Here is a 24,198-nt window from a genome sequence, read left to right as displayed (position 1 = left end):
GTCCCCGGCGATGCAGCAATCGACGCAACGGCTCCTGGCCGCGGCATCGGTCGCTCACGAGCTGCTTGCCATGGCTGGGTTACATCCGGATCCCATCGTCGCTAAGGCGACCGCCACCGCCGAAGCCGAGGTCAGTGACGCATGACGACGATGCTCCCGGGCCGGGTCGTTGCCACCGCTCTTGCAGGCCTTAGCGGTTAGCTGCAACCCCTTCGATTAACTCCGAAACGTCGGCATCCGAAGCTGATCAATGAGGTGTTGAAGCCGACGCGCAACCGCCTGGTGGAGTCAGCGCAGGCCCCGCTGCACGGCGACGCTCTCGGCTATCTTCCGGTGAGTGCCGGCCAGTCCCTGGGTGTCGAGCACGCCGGCGAAGGGCTTGCGGCTGTCTGGTTTGACCAGCGCGCCGCGGCGGACCCAGACGTCGGTGTGGCGGATCAAATAGTTGGTGGTCAGGATTGTGGCCCTGTGCGCGAGAAGGAATTCGAGGATGCGGTGCAGTTTCTCGCTGTTGCGCGAGTACCGGCTGAGCGCCGACGTGCACAGTACGAAATCGCCTTCGGCTGCCTTCCCGAGCAGATCCACCAGGCCCTGGTCGAAGCGCGGGTCGATCGCGCTGAACACGGTCATCGTGCCGTCGTCGGACCGTGGTGCCGTGACTACCTCATGGCCGGAAGGCAGGCTGGGCGTAGGTGCCGAAGGTAGGCGCAGTGGACCGCGGCCACCTGCGGCGAAGGTGTCGGTCAGAGCGTCCAGACACGCCCACGCACGCGGATAGCGCCCCGCCAGCCCGGCGAAAGGGCTCGGATCCTGAGCCGCGATGGGCTGGCGGCGGCGCGCGGCCAGCAGATGCGACAGCGGGCCGGCCGCGTACTCCGTCGCCGCGATGATCCCGCTGCCAAGTTGGCCGTCGTGGTGTGCCTGCTCAAGCAGGCTGTTCCGCACCACGAGGGTGACCTTGGCCCTCAGATCCAGCGGTGACGCCAGCGGCTCGTGGTCGAACACCTCCTCGACGAACGGCGCGATCAACACGTCCTGCTCACGCTGCGGCAGAGCTGCCAGCGCCTCAGCCCGCTGCAACACGTCGTCGCCGATACGGTGGGCCAGATCCTCGTCCACGTCGCATGCTTCGATCAGCATGCTGGGCAGCACGTCGCGGCAGTACTTGACCATGTGAGTGGGATCAGGGGCGGTCATCCCAAATGCCTCCGTCGGATAAGGACCAGGTGTCGACAGCGCCACACCCTAAGCAGATCGACGCACTGTCGCGACAGACGCGGCATGGCGAAATCGTCAAGGACCGTGGAGGACTCAGGCGGGCAGCATCGCCTGTGCCGGCGTCAGCCAGTCGGCGCGTATGTGTTGCTGGGTCTGCTCGGTGACGCCCCAGCGGCCGCCGTAGGGCATCGTGTCTGAGGGGAAGACGTACGACGCCAGGGGGTTGTCGAACCGGGTGATTCGCGGCCGGTAAGGGCCACCGGGGAACCACTCGTGCACCGAGAAGACGGCCGAGACCCGCTGGTGCTTGCCGGTGGTGCGGTCCCGGCCGGTGCCGAAGAACCCGTCGCCCCTGCGGATCATGGCCCCACTCGAGATCTGGATTGCTGACGTGCCGGTCAAGGCCTCGTGAACCTCCCGGATGTCGCACATGGTGTCACGGATGCCAACCACGATCGCGAACGGCTTGTCGCGTAGCTCGTACTTCACGGCCTTGTCCTCAAGCCGCTGCCGTAGCCTGGCTGCGGAATCGACAGCACCGCCGATTGCCGCGCCATTGACCACGATGTCGTCGTCGGCGCTGATGCGGTAGCCGGCAGGCAGCGCAAGGAAACGGACGTCGATGTCGACGGCTGCGCTGCGGTACATCGTCCCGGGCACACCATTTTCGACTGGCAACGCGCCCGGATTGTCGCGCAGCTGGGCGATCGTCTTGTCGATCCAGGCGACGAGCGGGCGCATCCGGGGTGCGCGGTCCCACCGGCGGATCTCCACCATGATTGAGTGGGTGGTCAGTGTCAGCCGAGCGTTCAGGTCATCGACCAGCACGGCATGGCGGCGCTGTTCCGCGGTCCAGTCCTCGCGCAGCGTCAGCGTCAGAACCTCCACCGCCCCCACGTACGAGCCGTCGGCCGCGTAGAGGCGAAAGTCGGGACGTGTATCGGTGCCCTCCTCGTAGCTCACCTGGTACCGGCGAGACAGCAGGTCGTGCACGAGCAGCTCGTCGAGCGCACTGTACAGCCGTGTGTCGTCCGGCGCCCGCAGCTCGGCGTGCAGCCGTCCATCACGGTCCGGAAAGCGCGAGTACAGCTCGTTGATGATGCGCCGCCCGTGTGCGGCCTGCGACCGGGTGCACTCCAAGAACCAATTCACCGTCGGCTCCGTCGGGCTAATTCCACGCTCTCGAGTGGTACGCGGATCTTCGAACAGCCTGCCCATCATCGCCGCGACCCTAGTGGCCGATCGCTCTGCCGACCAAGCCAAATTTTGCGGCGCGTCGCCTGCGGGACGGCAACCCATCTAGACGGCGGCTCGCCTGACTCATAAGGGCTGAAGACCAACGCCAATATCGGTCACCATCCTTCGTGTCTCGGTGCTCACGATGAGGAACATGGGCACGGCGGGCACAGGCACCAGGGCGAGAAGAAGGTGCGCAGCGAGTGCCTCACCCTTGCTTCCACGCGGTCCACGCGACCACCCATTCCGGTACCGGCCGGACTGCGGGCAGTTGTTCTCGCCCCAGGAGCACTGCTTCGACTGCTTCGATGGCAGCCTGCTGTTCAGCCTCGCGGTCGCCGAGTGACTCGCACACCACCATCAGCAGGTCGTTGTGGACGAAGGTCCGACACGGCTGGCCTGTCTGCTGCTTGATCAGCAATCGAATGGCTTTGCGCAGTGCAGACAGCTGGTCGCCGGGCACCCGCCGCACCTCTGCGTACCCGTGCTGCCGCACCAGATCGACGACCAGCTGCGCCACAACCGGCACCCGCTCATCGACGGCAGGAGCCGGGAACAGACGGTCCATCAACGCCAGACACCGTCGACACGTTGGCGCAAACGCCGGCTCCCGGTACCGGCTGACGGGTCCGCCATCACCGCCGGCCATCACCAACCAGGCCCGACCGCACATCGTCGTCTGCGCCCAGACCGGCTCCTCAAGCGCGGCGAGGTCATATCGTCGCTTGACCAGTTCCCAGTCGCTGTCCGCCTGGTAGAAGTGGGCGTCGGACAGGGCACTGCGGCCTGCTTCAGGCGGGTTGTTACGGCGTACGAGGTGAACAGCGTCACCTCCACTGACCACGGCGAGGAGAAGCTGCGACGTTCCGGCCGTGATGGCGTTCGGTCCGTGTAGCCCTTCAGGCATGACAGCGTCCCCTCACGTCACGAGGTGTATCGGACTGACGTACCGGTAACGGAGGCATCCTGCCAAACAACAGCGGGCTCCGGGTGGGGCTGTCGACGCTGATGCGATCGCGCTACGGCCGTTTGTCGGGATCGAGGGCGTGGATGAAATGCCCGATCCATTGCTGGTCGGGTGCCGGGCCAGTACAAGTAGCGCGGACCGAGGAAGCAGTAAAAAGCGCCGCACGGCCCCTCAGAGGTGGTCGTGGCCCACGCAGTAGCAGCCGTGCAGCTGCCGGACTCCGTGCAGCTTGTGGTAGTTCGCGGGTAGCCGGGGCGGGTGCCCGGCGGGCGCTCACCGGTACCGGCCTGCGGGTGGATCACCAGGGGCCCGAACTCGTCGAACGCGAACAACCGCTGCGGGAAGTAGCTGCTCACGTACTGGATCCGGGCGAGTTCTGTCTCCCGATCAGGATCGGTGGACTCGTTCCCGTCGGGTGGAGTGAAGGCGCAGGTGGTCGGCGAGCTTGCGGATACTTCAGCGGGTGAGCGCTCGCCCTAGCTTCTCGGGGCGGGGTGTTGGCCGTCTCGACGATGAATTGCTCTACCATCGCCCGTCGCAGTCGGATCGGGGAGCCAGTTCCCCAGCGGGTGATCTTGAGCAGCTGCAGACCTTACTGGTCACTCAGCCGCCGAGCCCGTGCAAGTCCGCCACCGCCACCGCCTGACCGCCGCGACGCCGCCCAGTCGACAGGCCGGATGACGTGTCACCCAACACCGTGAACGTTCGTGGTCACAGCACTAGGCGGGCGGTGGGGCGAGCCAATCCTTATCTCGCATGACGTCCAGCGCTTTGTGAACCTGGCCTGACGTGAACAGGCGGGCTTTGCGTTTGCTCCATCGACGTACCGCCGAAGTGATGTCGTCATCCGTTCGGCCGGAAGCCCCGGGCTGTGCTGCCACCCAGTGCACCGTTGCTAAAAGTTCCAGGGAGTTGCTTGACTCAAAACCGCTCGTCAAATCCATAACTCGATCGATGCGTTCGAGCGTTGCGCCCCTCTCGTCAAGGATCTCCCATGCCGCCTCCTTGGCGCCCGGTAGTAACCGGAAGGGCTCGCTGACTTCGATGCGTTGGCTGCCGTCACCGAACCCCTCAAGGTAGTGCCCCTCAACGTCTCTCAGGACGGCTCGTAGGTTGTCCGCGTAGGGACCGTAGAAGTTCCGCTCATAGCGAAGTCCTAGATCTTCTCCAGCGGCCTGCAAGAAATACATTAGTTTCTGCACTGCGATGGGTGTAGCACCTTCTAATGCCATAAACGAATACCGTCGGATGATCTCGATCAGCGCTGCCCGCCCTGCCGTCATGCGTGGTTTCGGACCTGCAGTGTGCATATCGGCGGCCATCGGTGCGCCTGCCGGCGGGTAGATCCGAACGTCTACGTCACGGAGTGGTCCAAGCTTGGCACGGATTAGAGGCTCCACCTCTGCCCAATCCAAGCCTCCATGGCCACAGCCAAGCGGAGGGACAGCTATCGATCGAATCTGCTCCTGCTTGATCACCGCGACCAGATCGTCTAATCCCGCCTCGATGTCGGCGAGTTTGGAGCCTGCGCGCCAGTGCCGCTTAGTTGGAAAGTTTATGAGAATCCTCGGGCCATCCAGTTGGCCAGTGTGCCAAACATGCATGCGACCAATAGCTACATCTCCACGCTTTGCTGCAGACGCGTAGTCCTTGAACATGGCCGGGTAGGCGCGTTTGAACTGCAGTGCGATACCCTTACCCATGACGCCAATAGTGTTCACTGTATTCACCAAGGCTTCGACTGGAGCGTCGAGTAGGTTCCCATTCGCGACAGAGATCATTGGATCCTTCTCCATGTCCTAGAAGTACCAGTCACGATTGACGATGATCGGCGGGGAATGATGCAGCCCGTCGATCAGTTCTTCGACCGCTGCGCGAGTCTTGCTAGTCTTAGTCACAACGACTTCTACGGCTTCCCACGGGACCCATTCATGAACGAGAAATTCTGCGGCTCGGAGGTCGGCCCCGTCCGCAAAATCCGGCCAGTACCTGGCTTCGATGACCTCCCAGCTGATGTGGCTTGAGAGTTCATGCTCATCGTCGGTGAACTCCGCCAACTTCAGCGCCGCGTTCCGGTCTGAGGCCACCCACTGACCGCCCAGTGCAATGAGCCTCGGAACGTTCGAGACGAGGTAAACGACTTCGTCGAATCCCTCTTGGAATTCGTAGTTGTTCCGACTGAGCGTAAACATCATGGGGCTGCGTGGGCCGAAGTACCACGGCACGTAGTCACCGACACAGCCGCCCGGGCCGACGTTGCCGACAGGTAGTTGCAGTCGCCGTTCCCTGATGCCCGCCGAGCCTACTTGAACTTGTGTAAGTCCTTCCCGTCGACAACTGGCATCCGACCGCAGCCCATCCTGGAAAATTCCTGGGAGATTGCGGAGGTGGGTGAAGTGGTAGACGTTGATCGGGGCAGGTGGTGCGGCCAAGTGACCTCCAGTCTCTGTTGCCTTCAAGGCGCATCGAAGGCGGTCCAGTCAGGATCGCCCGTCCCCCCATGGGGTCAGCATGTCACGTCGGTGTCCGCTAGTGCCGTGACCACGAACGTTAGCGGTGTTGGGATCAGGCTGCGCGTGTGGCGGGTTGGCCTAGCGTCGTTGTCGGTCCTTGCGGCTGCGGCTGCGGCTGCGCGCATGTTCGCGGCGTTGGGCGGCCAGGACGTCGGGCCTGGTGGGCGTTGGCGTTGCGCCGGCGCAGGTAGGCCAGCAGTTTCAGGTGTCAGCACGCGTGGTTTCGGGTGGTTCGAGCCGGCGATGACTAAGCTGCGTAGTGGCCCGAACTGGGCCTCGACGGGGTCGGCCCAGGAGGCGTAGGCCGGGGTGAAGCGCGAACTCGGCCTGGTTCCGAGGCGGCCCGTGCACGGATCTTTGTCCAGGGATCACGGAATCTGGCGGGTAGGCGGCGGCTCCGTCTGAGCCGCTATGCGAAGGCTGACAGCGAGGGCGGCACGATACTGCCGATCCGGGACGCCGGGCCATGCGGGTTCAGAGCCGGTGAGCACCGAGGATTCGCGCGAGAAGGACGTCGTGCTCTTGGTACACCGCTGCCGTCGCGGCAGTGAGCGTGTGGGGCGGCTCACCCTCGCGCAGCCTCGGCCAAGGTGTAGCCGGCGGGTGATGTCGCGCTTCGGAGGCGGTGTCGTCGTCCATCGCAACCAGTTCGGCGCCATAGGTCGTTGCGACGACCGCCGCGATCTGTCTGCCCGCAGTGTCGATGTCGCCGGCATAGCGCAGGCGCACGCCGTGCGCGACAGCGAGTTGAAATAGCACATGATCGATCGCACGTAACTGACCACTGGTGCAGGCGATCGGTTGCTGCACCTCGGCAGTGAAGGCGATCTCCATGACCGACGGGTTCTCCACGACTGTCAGGGTTTGCGACGCGAGAACAGGCGGATGTTGTACGAGGTCGAGCAATGTGAGCGCCACAGGTGCCGGTGAATCGCGCAGTCGCCGGTCGATCGGTCCGTCGCCGACAGCCTCGACGTTGAAGAGCAGGACCGTCGCGGAGAGCCGGTCGGCGATCACACCGACGGTGGCCAGCAGCGCGCGTACAAGATCCGGTCGATTCGGCTCGGTTTGGCCGGCGCGTTCGGCGATTGCGGCCACGAGGCGGATGCCGTTGAGGGTGGTCAGGTCGAAGTAGTGTGGGTCGCCGGTGATGTCGTGGGCGAGCTTCGCCAGAGGTACCGGTGGCCGGGCTGGAATGCGTCGCAGGGCTGCGGAGAGCGCTGCGATGCTGTGCCGGATCTCGGTATCGTCCTCGCCGACGCCGGTGACCCGCATCCGGGCGACGAGCTGCGGCAGGTCGGGAAGCTCCTCGGTCGCGTACTGCCACAGCTGCGCACGACGGTCCGCCGCGGCCAGTGTAGCGGCGCTACGGTCGATGACCGGTTCCCCCACTGCTTTTTCTACCAGTGCGATGAGCGTTTCGCGGTCGATGTCGAGCGCGGCGAGGAGTTCTCGCAGCGGGACCGTGGTGGTATCGCCGGACACGGTGACGGCGGATGTGCCGCGGCGTCGGCGTGTGGAGGTGTCGAGCCAGGTCCGCAGTTGAGCGATACCGGCTGTGCTCAGTGCCAGGACCCGAACCGTGTTGATCGCCTCGGGGCGGGTGCCGGCGCAGAGACGTCCGTGGACGGCGCGCCACAGAGGATGCAGGTCGACGTCTTCCGCCAGGTAGGTGAGGTCAGCCGGCATCGTTCAGTGTCCGGCGGGGGGTCGTGTCTGCGGCAGGTGCGGCGAGGGGTAGGGGCGTTGGTTCCCCGCTGCCCTTCCACAACCACGGGACTGTCACGCGGTGCCGGCCGTCAGTGATGACTTCGTGGACGACGACGTGCTGAGCTTCGCGTTTGATCAGCGGGGCGATCGTGGGGGTGGTCGCGAGGACGTCGAAATCCCAGGTTCGCAGCAGGGTGAGGATCTGGCGCAGGTTGCGGTCGTCGAAGGCGGCGTCGATCTCGTCGATGGACAGCAGGCGAGGCCCCCGGTAGGTGTCGCCGGAGTACATTGACCAGGCCGCGGCCAGCAGCGGGAGCATCGTGGCGAGTCGGGATTCGCCGGTGGACAGGCCTTTGAGCGGGTTGGATCGGGCGTTTACCGGCTTGAACTGGTCGGCGCCGAAACTGCTGTGCGTGACGCTGATCTCCCAGTGGTGCCAGGAGCGGTAGTCGAAGGTGTGGGCGACCCGGTCGGCCCAGGTTTCCTCGCCGGCGTCCTCCATCCGTTCCCGCAGGATCTCGTACATCTGGTCGAAGACCTCGTCGGAGGGCGGCGCTTTGAGCAGGGCGACCATTTGCTGGGAGTTGCCGTCGTCGCGGACCTTCCAGTCGACCTGGACGCCGACGCGGGCCACTCCGGTCCGGACGTTCTCGAGGGTGGCCCGGATCTGTCGGACAAGTTCCCTTGCCGCCTCGCGGCGGGTCTGGATGTCACGCCGCAGCTGGGTGAACATCGACGTCTTGAGAGTCGCTTTAACGTCCTGGCGCAGATCTCGTTCGAGGCCTTCGGCTGTGGCGCGGAGTGTCTCGGCGGCTTGCCGCAGATCCTCGCCGACGGCGGCGTTGGGTGCGGCGAGCGTGATGCGCCGCCACTCGGTGCCCTCAAGGGTGGTGCTGTCGAGCTGCTGATCGAACTCCGCGAGGGCCTGGTTGACGGACCGCATCGTGCTCTCGAGCTGCTTCTGCACCCGTTCCCGAGCGATCCTCAGGGTGTCCAGCCGGGCGCTGGTGGTGGGTTTGCCGGCGAGCAGTTGACGCGACCAGGTGAGTGCGGCGGTCAGGTTGGCCGGCCGGTTGTCGCTGTCACGCGGCAGGGTTTCCGGCACTTCCGCGAAGCCGTGGGTGATCAGCAGGCACATTCGATCGAAGCAGTCGGTGCGGTGCTGGTCGGCCTCTCGACGACGCGGCGCGATCTTGTCGAGCGTGGTGGTGGCGGCGACCGCAGCGTTGTCGTGCGTGCGGAATTCGGCCTCGCGTCGCTCGACCTCGGCCAGTTTGTCGGTCAGGTCTTCGGCGAGCCGGTCTTTCGTCTGGCGTAGCTCGGCGTATTCCGCCCCGTACAGCGCTCGGGTCTGCTCCATCCGGGCGTCCAGTTCCTCGGCGGTGAGCCGGATCTGGTCCGCGGCGGCGACCGCTTTCTGGAACCGGCCGGCGACCCGGTCCGCTGTCCGCTGCTCGCGCTGGGCTGTTGCGAGCAAGTCGAGGGTTCGCTGCCCGGCGCTCTGCCAGGCCCCGATCTGCTGCAGCAGGGTAGCGACCAGGTCCCGGTGCCGTCGTAGCACTTCTCGGTCGGTTGGCAGGATGGCGCCGTCGGGCAGCGTCGCGGCGGTATGCAGTGCGCGCAGCGCCGTGCGCACACGGTCGCTGGCTTGCTGGTGCCGGTGGCGGTGCTCGTCGACCGAGGCGCGGGCAGCGGCCTCGTCCCGTTCGGCAGCGTCCTCATCACGGGTGGTGCGGCGCAGCTGCTCCACGTCGGGGAATCGCTGTTCCTCGGCGGCGCACACTTGCTGAGCCGTTCGGGCCTCGTCCCGCCGCTCGGTGGCTTCCGCCAGCTCCTCCCGCGCGGTGGCCAGGGCGTCGCCGGCGTCGGACTCGGATTGCCGAGATCGTCCTAGTGCGCCGGCCGCCTCTTCACGTCGCCGGCGGGCAGTCTCCACCGTCCTGCCTATGGCGTTAAGGGCAGCGTCGAACTCGGCGAGCAGGCCGGTGAGCTGCGCTGCGGCGGTGGCCAGTGCCTGCGTGGTTTGCTGCTGAGCTTTCGCGACGCCGAGCTGAAGTTGGCTGACCTGCTCACGTGCCACGGCAACCACGTCGGCGGGAGGGAAGTCATCCCGCTCCCGGCGGGACGCGCGGACAGCGGCTTCAAGGTGCTCAATGCGTTGCTTCTCAGCATCGAAATCTTCGCGAGCGGTGGCCAGTCGCTGTTCGAGGTCGACGACGAGCGCGAGCCGCGCCCGTTCGCGGGCGGCCCGGCCGATGAACGTGGCTCGGTAGTTTGACGGAGCCGACGCGATCACGTTGCCCGTCCGCAAGTGCCCGATGCTGAGGTCACTACCGGTCAGATCGATGGCGACCGCCCGCAGCAGCCATTCGACGTGCCGCGGGTCGGCGCCCGAGCCGTTCTCCGCAACGAGGATGTCGGCGAGGCTCTGCCCGGCGACGGGACGGTCGCCAGCGAGCACCAGGTCACCGTCGCCGACTAGGCCCTCGCCGGTGATCAGCGCGTCGAGCAGGCCTGAGGTCAGCAGGGCGCCTTCGATACGATCGGCCTGCTCCGCGCTGATGTGTTCGGCGAAAGCAACGGCGGCCCACAACGGCACGCCACGGCCCGGATCGCGTGGTGCCCGCCACGGCGGCCCTTGCGGCACGGGCAGCTGTCGCCGGGCCTTTTCGAGCTCGTCCTCGATCCCAGTGACTCGTTGCCCCGCATCATCGACGGCACGCCCTGCCTCGGATATCGCGCGTTGCAGACCGCTGACGGCCGCCGAGTGGGCCCGTTCCAGATCGAGGAACGGCTGCCGCAGATCGATGGCATCCGGATCGTCGGGCAGGTTCACCGTACGGCCGTCGAGGTGGACGAGCGTGGCGCGCCACCCGGCCACCTGGCGGCTCCACTCGGTTGCTGCCAGGGTGGCGTTCGCTCGGCCGTTCGCCAGAGCTTGCTCAGCTGTGGCGGTGATGGCGTGGGCAGCGTCCACGTCGGCGTCATGGTCGGCTCGGGCTTGGCGGGCCTGTTCGTCGACGGCCGTACGGTCGATGTCGGCTTGGGCCTGCGCGTCCTCCAGGTCACGTTGGGCCTGATCGGCGATTTGTTCGGCCCTATCCCGAGCCTGTGCGGCCCGGTGTGCCGCGCCCTCGGCAACGTGTACGAGGCGGGTGCCGTGCACGACGTCCTGTTCCCGGGCTGCCAGGGCGATCCGTTCCCGTGTTGCGGTCCCGGCCTCATGCAGCCAGGCAACTAACTGGTCGGGGTCGATTCGGTCCTCGACATCAGTCGTCAGGTTCGCCGGTACGGGCGGAAGCTGGGCCCGGCGGCCCTCCCACTGCTCCAATTCGTCGAGTAGGTCCTGTTCGGCGGCGCGACGTTCGGCGCGGGCATCGCCGGCACGGTCGGCGGTACGATCCTGGGCCTCTTCGGCGGTGCGGAGATGCCCGGCCTCGGTTCGTTGCTCGATCTGTGCCATGTCGTGTTCGTGCAGGACCGTGTCGATGCCGTTGAGGGTTGTCGTGCGCGTCTCGATCCAGCCGCGGGGTGTTTCGGCGATCTGGGCGAGGTCAACCTTGGGTGGATCCTGGTCGAGGCTGTTGGCTGCCGTGACCTGTTCGGTGACCTCGGTGAGACGATCGACGAATGCGTGCGCCCCGACATCGGCGGCTGTCGCGCGTAGCCGCGAGCCGATCCCCGTCAGATGGCGCTGACTGTTGCGGAACTGATCCACGGACTCCACCGCCTGCTGGGCGGCGTCTTGCGACTCTTCCTGCAAGTCCAAGCCGGCTGCTTCCAGTTCGGATTGCTGCTTGCGTAGATCAGTCAGGCGTTCTTCGAGATGCGGAAGCTCGGCGCCGGCATGGTCACGCAGCGCATCCTCGGCGGCCTGCAGCCGGCCCCGGACACCAGCGATCTCGCCTCGCAGTTCCTCGCGCCGGGCCTGCACCCGCGCCGCCTGTGCCTGCGCCTCCGCCAACTGGTGCTCGGCGGTACGCGCTTCACGGGCGTGGTCGTCGAAGACCGTCTGGGCATTCGCCAGTCGGGCGGCCTCCTCGGCGATGATCGCGTCGATGTAGCGCTGGTACTGCTGCTCCGATTGTTCCAGCTGCCGAATCTCGGCACGGGCTTGCTTCAGTTGTGCCTCAAGGTCGGCGATGCGTTCCATGGTGTCGGCGATGAACTGCAACGCTCGTGGATCCAGCGCCGGAAGCGCCTCGGTCAGCACCGCGCGCATCTGATTCGGGGAGATCGCCTCTGCGGTGCGGACGCTGCGCAGGCTGCGCAACACTCCGACGAGAGCGTCGAACTGCACCGAGTCCAACGGCGCGAACAGCGTCGTGCGGATCGCGTCGCGGTACTGGCTCTCCTCGGCAAGGTTCACATAGTCCCGGACCTTTGAGGTGAGACGGTCCGTTGAGGTGAACAGTCGGCCGCTCGCGGCGGCAACCTGCTCGGCGAGCCCTTCAATCGGTACCGGATCCCGCTGTCGGGCGAGGAAGAGGTCGGTGCCGACACGGCCCGGCATGATGAAAAACGCCTTTTGCAAGCCACTGCTCTGCGAGCGCAGCCACAGGCCGGTCGTCAGGTAGCCAACGTCACCGGTGCTGCTATCGCGGTAGCCGTACTCCAGCCACCACGCTCCGGTGCGATCCTCCTTCGGGTTGCGGTCGGTGTGCCGGTCGATCAGCGTGCCGACGGCCTCACCAGACACCGACAGCGCCTTCTGCGACACCTCGCCGTCGAGCAGTACGGTGACCAGCATCGAGGCGGTCAAGGACTTACCGGATCCGTTTGGCCCGGCCAGCGCTAGCCAGCCGTCGGCGAACATGAGCGTCTCGTCGGTCCATGCCCACGAGTTCACCGCACCGGCTCGGGTTGGCTGCCATCTGTCGGCGGCGATCGGTCCGTCGTTCCAATCCGACATCGGGCCGGCGGTGTCGTGGCTTCCGGTTGGCTGTTGGCCCGGGTGCGCGATGAGAGTCACGCCGGCCCCTCCCTCGTGTCCGAGTCAGCTTCCGAGCGGTGTCGGCCTGGACGAGCGGGCTGGCCTTGCCGTGCCCGCACGCGCCACAGGTGCACGCCCGGTGTGATCTGCCACCGGTCTTCGTCGCCGGTGACCCGGAGCAGGCCGGCGGTGACCAGCTCCGCGGCAGCGGCTCGAGCTAGGACGGGCAGTTGTTCGGCGTAGCCGGCCGCCCACCGTGGCATGTCTCGACGGATCTCTTCGAACAATGTCGTGATCTCATCGGCGGTTACCTCGGACGCGTCGTGGTGCGGCAGGTGCGACAGCAGGGCTAGCGCACCCTGCCGCTCTGTCTTGCGGCCCTGCGGGAAGTCGGAGTCAGAGGCGGTTCCCGTCGGGTCGGTGATCTCCCACCAGTCGCGGCGCACGCTGGCGACCAGCCCCAGCGCGGCGGCGATGTTCAACGCGCGTTCCCGACCGGTCGAGGTAGCGAGGTAGCCGACCGGGTTCGGGTCGTCCTCCGGGTCAGCGGCAGGGTCGTCCGCCACTCGCCGCAGCGCGGTCAGCCGGCGCCCCTCCACGCTGGCCTGCCGTTGCGCGACGGCGTCCGGCTCGGCGTCCGGAAGCGAGACCGCTGTCAGCGTGGCGACGTGCTGACTGGGGGCCCGGCCGCTCAACGACAACAGCGTCGGAGACAACGAGGCGAACTTGTTGGCGAGGCTGTCGCGGTCAGCGGTGATGAACACCTCCGCGTTCTCGTCCGTCACCGCCCGGTCGAGGTCCGCGTCGACGCCGATCTCCCCGTCCACCTGCAGCAGCTTTATCGCATCCACAATGTTCGCCCGTGCGGCCTGTGCTTCACGCTTGCTGACCCCGTCCGCCGCCACGATCCGGAAAGCCGGTAGCCGACCCGTGGCCGCCTCGGCGGCGCACACCTGAGCAACCGACTGCAACAGCTCGCGCAGGCTGATCCGCGGACGCCGCCACAGCTGCTCACAGACCAGCGCGGCCAGCACCAGCACCTGAGCGGGAGCCAACTCGCCTCGTCCGCTGCGCCGCTGCAGCCGCGGTCCGCGATCCCCGGGAACATCGTCACGGCGCTTATGCAGACGCACCATCCCACCGACGTCGTGAATGTGCAGGGTCCACCCTAATTCCGTACGGAAGAAGTCGGTGATCTCCCGCCGGCCGCGCAGCACCGCCCGGTAACGAACCGGATCATCGGCCGAAGAGATCCGGCAGGTGAGGATCAGGTGGCGTGCCGCATCGGCGAGATCCGGGTCGAGAAGCCGCTGGGTCATGCAGCGCCCTCTGTCATCACGACCTGCGGATCCTGGGCGGCTTCGGTCGGGGTCACGGTGACCAAGAGCTCCGGCGCCACCAGGGTCCCTTCGGCGAACCGGATCGGCAGATGGGTCTCGGGGCGGCCCAACCGGACCCGGACGACCACGCTGGCACCCTCGGCATGGACTTCGCCGTATCCGGTAGCGACATCAATCATGTTGCGCGCTACTTCGATCGCGCCGAGCAGGATCACCAACGCCGCTGTCTCCAGACCGGTGAAATAACTCAGCGGCACTTCTCCGTCGGTGGCCAGCAACGCGCTGAAGCGCCGCCGATTCGCCGCAGTGGCGGCGGCCTTCTCCAGAGCGGCAGCCCGGGCAGCACCGGCGTCCGGGACCTTGCGGGGACGGCCGCTGGAGCGACCGACGCGTTCGTGCTCGCGCAGGATCACATCCACCTGGTGCCGGCTGGTCCCACCGGCTGCCAGGGTGGCGTGAGCGACGTCTTCTTCGGCCGTCCCGACGACCGCATGCACGGCAGGCCATTGGCCGAACGCGGCCGCGTACACCCGGCGGGCAGCCTCGTCGTCCGGCTGGGCGTACAAGCTGTACGCGAGTTCCCGGAAGTCGGCGGCCAGATCCGAGCCATGCCGCAGGGCTGTGTAGCGTCGATCGATGGCCACCAGGAGGGTATGCACGGCGCCGGCCGCCGAGGAGATCAGTCGCTGCACCGAACCCATAGGGGCGAACCAGGCGGCCAGGTCAGAGAGCCGACGCACCCGCTCGTCGATCCAGTCCTGCTGATCCCGGGCGTCAAGCAGGCCGGCGTGCATGGCGGCGGTCTCGACCAGCGGCCGGTGCCCGGCCGACTCCAAGTCGGTCAGGGCCGCCTCGACCCGGCGGAGTGCTCGCCCATACTCGCGCGGGAACTGCCGCAGGGCCTCGATGACACGATCACGGTTCTCCCCGAACAGCAGATCATCGGTGACATCGGACTGCACCATCTGCGCCAGCGCAGCGTAGAAGTCGGCGGTGACCCGCTGCATCTCGTCCAGCCTCGTCCGGACGTCATCCAGGTCGGTTGGCAGGAGCCCAGCGTCGGAAGAGAGATGCTCGATCAGATCACGGACCGTGCGTTCGACGCTGTCGAGAAGACGGCTCGGCAGTTGCAACGCCCGCCGCGAGTCGACGACAGCCGTGCGCACCGCGGCCACCACGGCCCGGCCGATCTTGGTCAGCGCCCAGGCCTCCTGCCGGCGGACTACCGCGTCCAAACCTGCGTTGAGCGCCGCATAGTCCCGGAAGGGCTCGACGAGATGCGCGCTCGTCAGGTAGTCGAGCACCGTCCGCAGTTCGACTTCGGTCACCTGGTCGCGGAAGCCGACGTCGCGCATCTGCGCGGCGATGTCGGCCGGCGTCGACATCGGGGCGCGCGTCGCCAACTCCTCCAGGGCTGCCAATACTGCCGTGTTGCGCTCGCGCGCCAGGTCCTCGGGTTGGCCGAAGCATCGCCACACGACCGGATCGATGTCCTGCCACCACAGCCGTGGCGGGTTCGGCACGCAGTTCCTCCCGGACGACCGTTACCTACCGCGCCATCGTCGCGGCACTCACCAACACTTCCTCGCTACTCTCCGAGACGCACCAGTGACCGACGCCGCAAGATTACGTTCTTCAGGGCCCGAAACGCAGCCATGGGCACAGGAATCGACAGCCGGACCACCACTACTGGGCCGTCCTCATCGAACGTCACCCGAACTCACTATCGACAGGTTGGGTCCACCTGCCCTCAGGGACCTTGCTATCAAGGACGCGGCTACCGACTCACGCACCGCCTCACGGTCATCGACGGCTAAGCCCACCTCACCTGACCCGGGCATGTACTGAACGTCCCCAGCCCGCCCTGCGCGCTCACGCTTTTCGTGATCATCGAGACCTCGACGCACATCAGCGACGGGACATGCCACCGAAGGCATGGTGGGACCAGCTCGCGCTGACCCGACCCGCACCGCAGCCGCACAGCGGCGAGGGGCGGGGGTGGCGTGCGGTAGCCGGGGTTGCCAAGACCGTCTCGCGGCAACGAAGCACATCGGCTGCGCTTGAGTCCTGGACAGGAAACGAGTCCTGTTCATCCGTCCTTACATGGGCCGTTCAGCCGTACGCCGACAGGATTCGTCTGCTATCGCGCGTGATCTTGAAGTCGGCGGCGGCGGTGAAGGTCCGGTAGGAGGCGGCCGATCGGATCGTGCCTCAGCATGTACTGCCTGAATGTGATTGTTCGGTCATGACACAACTTATCCGACCGAAGGAACACCTCGTCGGTCCACTCGTACCTGCTGTCCTGCCCGCGCGTCCGGGTCCAAGCCCGATGCCGATGCCCGCTCTACCTGCCCGAGTCTGTCCGTCGGCGATCACGGACGCGCCCCTGTTGCTGTGGATGGCTCTTCCGGCACGCTGTGGCCGGGTGAGCGCGCAGCACCTCCTGCGCGCGCTGGCATGGCCCCCGCACCACCGCCTCGACATTCAGCCGCGCCACGGCATGCTCGTCATCTGCTCGGCCAGCGACGGCCTCCACCAGGTGGGCAGCCGAGGGGACCTACCCTTGCCGGCGAATGCCCGGCACATGTGCCGCATCGAGCCCGGCCAACCCGTGCTGCTCGCCGCCATCGTCACGCACGACCTGGTCGTCGTACATCCCGTCAGCACCGTCGTACGCCTGCTCGCCGACCTGCACACTCACCTGGCGGGAGCCGACAATGACCGCTGACCTCGCCGCCATCGCTGCCGCTCGACAGGTTCTGGCTCACCTGGGCGTCACGATGACCGATCTGCAATCGCACCCCACGACGCCGTCCGTTCTGCCGACGGTCGCCGAATACCTGCCCCGTGTTATTGCCGCTGCCGGGCCCGGAGCACGCCGCACCTACGGCACCTACTGGGAACGGATGGCCGCCGCGTGGCCCGAGCGGCCCGTGGACACCGTCACCGCCAGCGACGTCGAGGCCCTGAAACAGGCGATGACCGCCAGCGCCGTGTCGCGGCGCAACAGCCGCAACGGCCGGCACGCCGGTGAGCACCTCATCGCCGCCGCCCGCGCCTTCTACCGACGTGCCATCGCTGACGGGCTGATCGACGCCGCCGCCAGCCCCGCTCACCGAGTCGCGAAACCCCGACGCTTACCCGGCACCCGCCGCGCGCTGACCGCACACGAGTTGGAGGAGATCAACGCGATGGCACGCACCAGCGGAAACGACGTCATCCTCGACGCGCTGCTCCTGCGCCTGCACACCGAGACCGCGTGCCGCCGCGGCGGCGCCCTGGCCCTACGGCTGGTCGACCTCGATACCACCAACGGACTCGTCCGCCTCACCGAGAAAGGCCCCACTGTCCGCTGGCAGCCCATCACCCTCGAACTCGCCGGACACCTGAGAGAGCACGCCCACGCTCGCGGCGCGGTCCTGCCGACCGATCCGCTCCTGCGCGCCCGCAACGGCCAACCGATCACCAGCCGCCGCTACGACCACCTGTGGAAACGTTTGGGTGAGCGCCTGCCCTGGGTAGCCGTGCACGGCATCTCGACCCACTGGCTACGCCACACCACCCTGACCTGGGTGGAACGGCACTTCGGCTACGGCATCGCCCGCGCCTACGCCGGACACACCGACAGCCCCGGATCCTCCACCACCACCTACATCAAGGCGGATCTGCACGACGTGGCCAACGCGCTGTCGGCCATGACCGGCCAACCCCATCCGCTGGCCCGTCTGACAGATCACGCCGAGCGGTGGTCGCAGACGAACTGCGCCGTCTCACCTACAACCGAGTAAGGGATGGGGAGCCGCGTGCGGTGCTCCGGGTGAGGCGGCTCCGGGGTCACCGCACGCGGCGAGGCCCCTGCGAGCCGCGCCCTACCCCGGCTGCGGCACTTGCCTCGTGAGCCGTCCACGCTCGAGCTATTCGACAATCTCCCAGGCCAGCGCCTGGGGTCGTTGCCCGTCGTTGGTGAGGAACTGTCGTGCGGCTTGCCGGGCGGTCGCGTTGGTGACGCCGGTACGTTCGGGCCAGGCGTCGGTGGGCGTGCCGGCGTAGTCGAAGGTGAACGTGGGGCCCGGTTCAAGGTCTGGCTGGTATCCCCAAGCGCTGCTGTCGTCAACGGCGACGTGATAGACGAACGACCGTTCAGCGTGCCCGACGCAGATGTCGAGCATGACAGGCAACCGTGCTGACCGATGCGGCGCCGTCGCCGCGTCCCCAGGTGATGTCGATGCTCATCGCCGGATCCCTTCGCCTGTTCCGACGTACAGCTTATGGAGCCACGTGCGGTCGCCGTCGGTGAGGAACACCGTCAGGCGTGTTCCTTGCGGCAAGATCGTGGCAAGGATCTTTTCGCAGACCAGGGGTCTGATCGGGTCGTCGCAGGGGGTGTGATTGAGCACGAGCGTGACCTCTGATGGGCTGCCGGGACGGCGCAGCTCGGCGGCGGCCTGCGCCTCGGCGTGGTCCATCACGATGGCCTGAGCCAGCGGCGGCTTGAGTCCCACCCCCGCGGCGGGAAGCCTGCCCACCCTGATCTGCCGGCTGCGCAACCGACCATCTGGCTCCGCCGAGAAGTCGGGATCGCCCACGATCGCCCCGTCGGCGAGGAGAAACGCCTTGGTCTTGTCCTGCGGTTCGCTGCGACGCGCCAGACTCGCGGCCGCCCGAAGAACCGCCTGCGGCGGGTCAGCGGGTGCGGGTGGTCGACGGATTCCGCCGCCACCACCGCCGTTGCCTGGAGAAACGTCAATGTAGCTGGCCGGTGGTGGGATGCGGTCAGGTCAAGCTGCTGAGGAGCTGGCCGGCCACGGCGTTGCCTCGACCGTGGAGGCGGGCGAGGACTTGCCGGCCGTTGTCTGCGGTGGGGCCGGAGCCGCGCAGCGGGTTCGGGGTGCGAGTGGAGATGGTGACCAGGAACTCGGTGACTGCGGTATCGACCCGCTCATTGGTGGGGTCGGAGGAACGTTCGCGGGCGGCGAGCCAGCCGACGGCGTCGGGGACGAACGCTGCCGCGGCCGGTTCCTGGAAGAAGCGGACGGCCGCGTAGGCGAAGTCATCTTGGCCCATGTGCGCGCCGAACCACGTCGACCACGCCGGATCGGCTGCGCGGATGGCGGCTGTCTGCTGCTCGCTGACCGGCGAGTGCCCCCACTCACCGAGGCCGGCGACGGCGAGCGCCAAGACGCCCCTGCCGGAGTGGCCTTGCCAGTTGCTGGCGGTGGTGGCGGCGAAGTCGAGCATGTCTGCGACTAGGGTGGGGAAGTCTGCTGGCAACGGGTCCTTCGCACAGGCGGTTTTCCAGACCTGGCTGAGGTAGTTGCCCACCCAGGAGGAGGCGGTGGCACCGAGGGTGAGGATCGGCTCCCAGATCGTCCGGGCCTGTCTGGCGTTGGCGCTGATCGTGATGTCAGCGAGTAGCTCGAGAGCGCCACGTTCCTCGTCGTTGGGGTAGCGGGGGGAACGATTGGCGGTCCTGGCCGGGGTCAGCCCGGAGGCGAGGAACGTCGCGAGGTCGGCGGCGAACTCGACCGCCCGGGCTCGCGTGAGCGTATCCGCCGCAGCAGCAAGGGCTGTGAAGTGCGGGCGGGAGGCGACGAGGTAGCCGAGGTCGAGGGTGCGCAATATGCGGGAGCGGTCGTCACGGGCGTCGGGGAATCTGGTCGCGAGGGTAGTGGCGATCCAGTCCGCCAGCCGGGGAACCTCGGCGGGCAGGCTGCCGTTGGCGAAGGCGTCGACTGCGGCCTCGACGGCCGCCGCCAGCTCCGGGAGGTCGTCGATCGGGCCATGACCGGGCTCGTCGTCCTCCTGGTTCACATCGAGTCCATCGGCTTCCTCCGGGTCGATGTCGGTGTCGAAGTCGAAGTCGTCGACTTCTTCGAAGTGTGGGTCGATGTCGTGGTCCCACATCGACAGCCGCGCCCGGTGCAGCGTCAGGTGCTCGAGCCGGCGCAGGTCGCCGGCGAGGTGGGGGTGTGCGGCGGCGAGTCGCATCACGGTGGTGAGGGTGAGGCGACGCGCAACGAGCAGCAGCCGTGCGATGGCGGCGCGCACGGTGACGTCGTCGGGGGTCTCGGCCCACAGGGCGGTGAGCGCTTCGGCGCAGAAGACGTCCCATTCATCGTCGGAGGGGCTGTCGGGGTATGCGTGGGACCACGTGGCGGCCGGGTCGGTGAGGGGGCGCAGCAGCACGGTCTTGCACCACGTCTCACGGTCGGGGTGGTTCCGCAGCCAGTCGCGGGCGCACAGCACCAGCCATGCCGCGTACCCGCATCGCAGGTCATCCACCGCGCTGATCGAGCTCGGCGACTCAGCGTCCGGGGCGAGAGCGTCGAGTTGAGGCTGGACGCTGGCCCAATGCTCCTCGAGCTCGGTGTCGCTGGGGCGGACATGGTCGGTGATGTTGCGGCGCATGGTGTGGGCGAACACCATCCAGGCGCGATCGCGGTCGAGGTGGTCCCGCATCTCGCGGGCTTCTTCCTCAAGGACCGCCGGCGGGGTGTACTCGAGGTAAGTCCTTCCGTCTGTGGCGCGGACGGCCTGGTAGTTCGCGATGTCGGTCGCGGCGAGCATCACCCGCCACCGGTGCGCGTCTGTCGCGGCCCAGTGCTCTCGGGCGGTAGTGAGCTGCTCGGTGAGCCGGCCGGTGACGAATGCGCCCAGGCGCACCATGTCCAGGAGCGGGGTCTTGCGGTGGTCCATCGTGTGCCAACTGCGGGCTCGCAGCGCTCGAGTGGGATCCATGACGAGCGGGAGCACACTGAAGGAGCGCATCTGCACGCTCATCCGGTCGTCGTCGAGCAGGTCGGCGCTGGTGACCAGGGGCGCAAGCGGGCCTTCCAGCAGTGCAGGAGTGTGGCGGGCGATGTCGGCGAGCAGCCCCCACGTCGCGACCGATCGGCTGCCGGTGAGCTGGGCGAGGAGCGTGGTGATGTCGCGGCCGGCGTCGAGGGCTTTGTAGAGGTGGGCCTCCAGGGCCATCATCGCCGCCGCCAGTATGTCCGGTACCCGGTGGCCACCGTGGCTCCAGGCCAGGACGGTGGCGTCACCGATCAGCGCGACGGGTGCGCCGTCGATGAGCAGCTCGAATGCCGGTCGCTCATGCGTGGGTTCCTGGCCGCCTGACGTCGGGGTGTTGCGGGTGCGTCTCCAATGGGTGGTCGAGTGCTCGACGAGGGCGAGCACCACTTCGACGCCTTGCGGTTCGGCGTTGACGAGCATCGCGCGGAACGGCCCGCACTCGGGGATCGGATCGAAGGAGCGCGGGGCGCTGGCGATGCCGAGGCCGTCACGCAGCCGGTGGTGCGAGTACTGGCGGCCGTGATGGTCGGAGTCGACGGCTGCTCGCAGCACCAGGTCCCGGGCCAGCTGCGCGGACGCCGGCAGCAACGGCATCACGGTGTCGACGTCCAGCAAGGCTGCACGGAGTCTCGTCTGGCCGCGACGCTGGCGGCCCCCGACCTGGCCGCTGTGCTCGAGCTGGCTGTCAACAGGGGGCAGCAGCGTGTCGAGGAAGGTGGCGACGGCGTCGGGTTCGACCGCGCCGGCGGCGATGACGCACCGCCACAGCACCGGCTCGACTGTGTCGTTGAAAAAGCCTCCGCCGTCGATGTGCGCGACGATGTGCCGTCCGACCGCCAGGCCGATCACAGCAGCCTGATCGCGGGCCGGCCACGTGTCGGGAGCGTGTCGCAGCCACAGGTCGGCGATCGCGGCGACCTCCGGGGCGACCGAGGCGACCGCGGTCTCATGCTCCGCCGCCAGGACGCGCAGGACCGGAAGCCACAGCGGCCATACCGGCAGCCGCGACTGCGCGGCGGCGTACACCGCCACGTCCGGTGTGTCGGCGAGCACGGTGATCCAACCGCAGTCCGGCACGGTCGCGGAGAACCTGAACCTGCGCAGCAGCCGTGCCAACAGAGCGCTGTCGGCGGCGAGGCGCGACCACAGCTCGCCCAGAAGCCGGTCGGCGTCGTGGGCGTAGAACACCGCGTCGAGGTATAAGTCCGCCACGAGCGGCTGGTCGGCGGCGTCCAGCGCAGACCGGTCGGCCTCCCACCGGTCGACACCGTGCTCGCGGAGCACGCCGGCGGCATACAGGCGGATCGCTCGGTGCCACGACGGCAGCGCCGCCTTCTCCGCGATCACGCCGATGACGTCGTCACGGGAGCGCAGGTAATGCAACAGCGTCCAGTCGTCGAACAGGTCGTGAGTGAAGGAGACCCGGCCGTCGACCTCCGAGAGGATCCCGTCGACGCGCAGTTGGTCGACGAGCCCGACGGCGTCGACCGGGAGGTCGTCCAGGGGAGTGTGGGCCCGCAGGCGGTCGGCCTGCTCGACGGCGATCCGCCGCAGCATCGTCTGGTGGGTGGCGCCGTTCGGGCCTGCGCCGGCCAGCCGCTGCCACCACAAGCCAGCGATCGACGGCTCGTCACGGATAGCGGCAACCGTAGCCCCGGGCATCCGCAGCACCAGGTCGAGGACCTTCGGGCGTCGAAGGACGCCACGGAGCCCGCCGGCGACGACCACCGCGGCCAGGTCTGGGTGCCCGCGCAACACCAGATTGACGTCGGCGTCAGACAGGTCACCCATCACGAGCGGGGTGGCCTGCGGGCCGTTGGCCTGCACCAAGTGCTCCGACACTCGGGGGAACTCCGCTTGCTGCGACGTGATCAACAATCGGATCCGGCCGCCGGTGGCGGCGGCGAGGCGTGCCAGGGCGGCCGTCGCGGCGAACGGCTCGTCGGTGTAGACCCGGTCGAGGCCGTCGACGACGAGGCGGACCTCTCCGGGGGCAAGTGTCAGGACCTCCTCCAGGCCCCAGGTCAGCCTGAGACGCGCGCCGACGCCGGCCTCGAGGTCCGCGGCCGACAGCCACACCGCGTGGTGCGTGCCCAGGGCGGCCAGCCACCTCTTGGCGGCCACGGTCTTGCCGCAGCCCGACGGCCCGGACAGCACGCTGACCACCCCGGCGTTGGCGAGCACGGCGGTCACGTCCTCACGGGCCAGGACCACGTCGTCGCCGAGCCGGTCCCGGACCCGGGCCGTCATGCTGGCGGTGTGCGCGGTGAGAAGGCTCCAGTCGGGGGCGACATCCGGGCGCAGCTGAAACGCGAACTGCCCGCCCAGCCGCTCAGCCAGAAGCTGCCAGGTGACTGCCCCGCCTCTGGGCCGCATTTCGGCGACCATCTCGAGCAGCGCCGTCCACAGATCCACGACCCTCCCGGCCTGCTGCGGCACGAGCGCGGCGCGGCACCACCGGATCGCGTCCACGATCGCCTGGGAGGTAGGGGTGAGGAAATCCAGACGCAGAGGCAGAAGCAAGGCCAGCAGCCGGGCGGGAGAGGAATCCACGTTGACCCCGTGCTGCTCGGCGAGCTCGGTCGGGCACTTCGCCGAGCCCCACAGCGAGCGCTTCGCCTCGTTGAACGCGCCAGGCACGCCGATCCGCGAGGCGATGCCAGCCTGGTCGGCGGCGGCCTCCTGGATCAACTCCCCGAGCTCGACCCAGGTGCCCTGCGCCGCTGACCCTGACACCAGGCCGACCCGGTCTGCAGCGGACTGGAACCTGTCGGCGAGGATGTCGCACCAGGCGGCCTGCACGAACTCCGTGTGCAGCTTGGCTCCGGTCAACATGTCGAAGGACTTCACCGACGCCGACCACCGCGGCCTGCGGGCTGCGTCACCGGTGACGACCATATCGTCGAGGAAGAAGCCCGACGCGCTGCCCTGGAACCGCACCTCCACCGGGACCGCTACCCCGGCGCCCAGCGGCATCTCGCCAGCGGCCATAGCAGCGGCGAGCCACGCACCAACATGGTCTTCGAAAGCGAAGCCGCCACCGCCCGTGATGAACGCCGTCGCCACCGACCGCCCGCCCGACGCCTCGCTGCTCGACATCGCATGAGGCTACCGGCCCACACCTCACCCGGCCGCACTCTGCGAAAGCGGGGGGAATTCAGTGGCGGGGTCGTGGCCAGGGCCACGGTGGGCGTTGATCCGGGCGGCTACGCCGAGCTGGTGGCCCTGGCCGGACAACACTCGGGTTGCGGGCGTGGGCGTTGGAGGGCTCCGGCGGCTATGGCGCCGGCCTAGCCCGGCACCTGGCCGACGTCGGTGAGCTGGTCGTCGAGCTGGACCGACCGCTGCGACCGGCCCGTTACGGCGGGGCGAAGTCTGATCCGATACGCCGAACGCGCTGCCCGCGACGCCCTGGCCCGCCCCCGGCTGGCCCAGCCCAAAACTGATTCCGGACGCGCGGCACTGCAGATGCGCTTGATAGTCCGC

Annotated in this window: 13 protein-coding genes and 2 pseudogenes; 2 read left to right on the top strand and 13 right to left on the bottom strand. The window is 67.8% G+C overall.

The genetic code is table 11. From position 1 onward, the window contains the following. Positions 1–288: 288 nt before the first annotated feature. The 10 genes and pseudogenes from PCA76_RS22145 to PCA76_RS22105 all read right to left on the bottom strand — a co-directional run bounded on the left by PCA76_RS22145 (position 289) and on the right by PCA76_RS22105 (position 15,440). Positions 289–1,197 carry a hypothetical protein gene (locus PCA76_RS22145; protein WP_272612405.1) on the bottom strand — a complete coding sequence of 303 codons (909 nt, stop codon included), beginning with the start codon at positions 1,195–1,197 and terminating at the stop codon, positions 289–291. Between the two features lie 114 nt (positions 1,198–1,311). After that, positions 1,312–2,439: a hypothetical protein gene (locus tag PCA76_RS22140; protein WP_272612404.1), complete on the bottom strand. Its 1,128-nt coding sequence runs from the start codon at positions 2,437–2,439 to the stop codon at positions 1,312–1,314. 223 nt (positions 2,440–2,662) lie between these two features. Further along, a complete protein-coding gene (locus PCA76_RS22135; protein ID WP_272612403.1) occupies positions 2,663–3,361 on the bottom strand; it encodes a hypothetical protein in 699 nt (232 codons plus the stop codon). A 779-nt stretch (positions 3,362–4,140) separates the two neighbouring features. Continuing rightward, positions 4,141–5,202 carry a type II toxin-antitoxin system antitoxin DNA ADP-ribosyl glycohydrolase DarG gene (darG, locus tag PCA76_RS22130; protein ID WP_272612402.1) on the bottom strand — a complete coding sequence of 354 codons (1,062 nt, stop codon included), beginning with the start codon at positions 5,200–5,202 and terminating at the stop codon, positions 4,141–4,143. A gap of 18 nt (positions 5,203–5,220) precedes the next feature. After that, the gene (gene darT, locus PCA76_RS22125; RefSeq protein ID WP_272612401.1) at positions 5,221–5,853 is read right to left on the bottom strand and encodes a type II toxin-antitoxin system toxin DNA ADP-ribosyl transferase DarT; all 633 of its coding nucleotides are present in this window, start codon (positions 5,851–5,853) and stop codon (positions 5,221–5,223) included. Between the two features lie 133 nt (positions 5,854–5,986). After that, a pseudogene (locus tag PCA76_RS32875) lies at positions 5,987–6,245 on the bottom strand (IS630 family transposase); the annotation flags it as partial. Positions 6,246–6,408: 163 nt separating this feature from the next. After that, positions 6,409–7,623, bottom strand: coding sequence for a TIGR02679 domain-containing protein (locus PCA76_RS22120; protein WP_272612400.1), 1,215 nt, complete (start codon positions 7,621–7,623; stop codon positions 6,409–6,411). Further along, a complete protein-coding gene (locus PCA76_RS22115) occupies positions 7,613–12,616 on the bottom strand; it encodes an SbcC/MukB-like Walker B domain-containing protein (protein ID WP_272612399.1) in 5,004 nt (1,667 codons plus the stop codon). Before PCA76_RS22115 ends, PCA76_RS22120 begins: the two co-directional genes overlap by 11 nt. Beyond that, on the bottom strand, positions 12,613–13,896 hold the full coding sequence (locus PCA76_RS22110) for a DUF2398 family protein (RefSeq protein ID WP_272612398.1): 1,284 nt from the start codon (positions 13,894–13,896) through the stop codon (positions 12,613–12,615). Before PCA76_RS22110 ends, PCA76_RS22115 begins: the two co-directional genes overlap by 4 nt. Further along, entirely contained in the window at positions 13,893–15,440 is a 1,548-nt protein-coding gene (locus tag PCA76_RS22105) for a DUF2397 family protein (protein ID WP_272612397.1), read from the bottom strand. Before PCA76_RS22105 ends, PCA76_RS22110 begins: the two co-directional genes overlap by 4 nt. A gap of 902 nt (positions 15,441–16,342) precedes the next feature. Between PCA76_RS22105 and PCA76_RS22100 the strand changes: the two genes are divergently transcribed. After that, entirely contained in the window at positions 16,343–16,645 is a 303-nt protein-coding gene (locus tag PCA76_RS22100) for a hypothetical protein (RefSeq protein ID WP_272612396.1), read from the top strand. Then, positions 16,635–17,705, top strand: a complete 1,071-nt coding sequence (locus PCA76_RS22095) for a tyrosine-type recombinase/integrase (protein WP_272612395.1) — start codon at positions 16,635–16,637, stop codon at positions 17,703–17,705. The genes PCA76_RS22100 and PCA76_RS22095 overlap by 11 nt, the downstream gene beginning before the upstream one ends. A gap of 126 nt (positions 17,706–17,831) precedes the next feature. On the opposite strand, the pseudogene PCA76_RS22090 reads toward PCA76_RS22095, so the two are convergent. From PCA76_RS22090 to PCA76_RS22080, 3 genes and pseudogenes are all read right to left on the bottom strand, one after another. Then, a pseudogene (locus PCA76_RS22090) lies at positions 17,832–18,098 on the bottom strand (Imm1 family immunity protein); the annotation flags it as partial. Between the two features lie 48 nt (positions 18,099–18,146). Then, positions 18,147–18,503 (bottom strand): DddA-like double-stranded DNA deaminase toxin, encoded by a 357-nt coding sequence (locus PCA76_RS22085; protein ID WP_272612394.1) that lies wholly within the window; start codon positions 18,501–18,503, stop codon positions 18,147–18,149. 187 nt (positions 18,504–18,690) lie between these two features. After that, positions 18,691–23,811 carry a hypothetical protein gene (locus PCA76_RS22080; protein ID WP_272612393.1) on the bottom strand — a complete coding sequence of 1,707 codons (5,121 nt, stop codon included), beginning with the start codon at positions 23,809–23,811 and terminating at the stop codon, positions 18,691–18,693. Between the last annotated feature and the right edge of the window lie 387 nt (positions 23,812–24,198).

Origin of the sequence: Micromonospora sp. LH3U1 (genome assembly GCF_028475105.1) — a bacterium.
Lineage (GTDB): Bacteria > Actinomycetota > Actinomycetes > Mycobacteriales > Micromonosporaceae > Micromonospora.
This window is presented reverse-complemented; position numbering and strand designations above follow the sequence as displayed.

Coding starts and splice junctions, on each gene's coding strand:
- PCA76_RS22145 (WP_272612405.1), bottom strand. CDS start 1,197: ATGACCGCCCCTGATCCCACTCACATGGTCAAGTACTGCCGCGACGTG.
- PCA76_RS22140 (WP_272612404.1), bottom strand. CDS start 2,439: ATGATGGGCAGGCTGTTCGAAGATCCGCGTACCACTCGAGAGCGTGGA.
- PCA76_RS22135 (WP_272612403.1), bottom strand. CDS start 3,361: ATGCCTGAAGGGCTACACGGACCGAACGCCATCACGGCCGGAACGTCG.
- darG (WP_272612402.1), bottom strand. CDS start 5,202: ATGATCTCTGTCGCGAATGGGAACCTACTCGACGCTCCAGTCGAAGCC.
- PCA76_RS22120 (WP_272612400.1), bottom strand. CDS start 7,623: ATGCCGGCTGACCTCACCTACCTGGCGGAAGACGTCGACCTGCATCCT.
- PCA76_RS22110 (WP_272612398.1), bottom strand. CDS start 13,896: ATGACCCAGCGGCTTCTCGACCCGGATCTCGCCGATGCGGCACGCCAC.
- PCA76_RS22095 (WP_272612395.1), top strand. CDS start 16,635: ATGACCGCTGACCTCGCCGCCATCGCTGCCGCTCGACAGGTTCTGGCT.
- PCA76_RS22080 (WP_272612393.1), bottom strand. CDS start 23,811: ATGTCGAGCAGCGAGGCGTCGGGCGGGCGGTCGGTGGCGACGGCGTTC.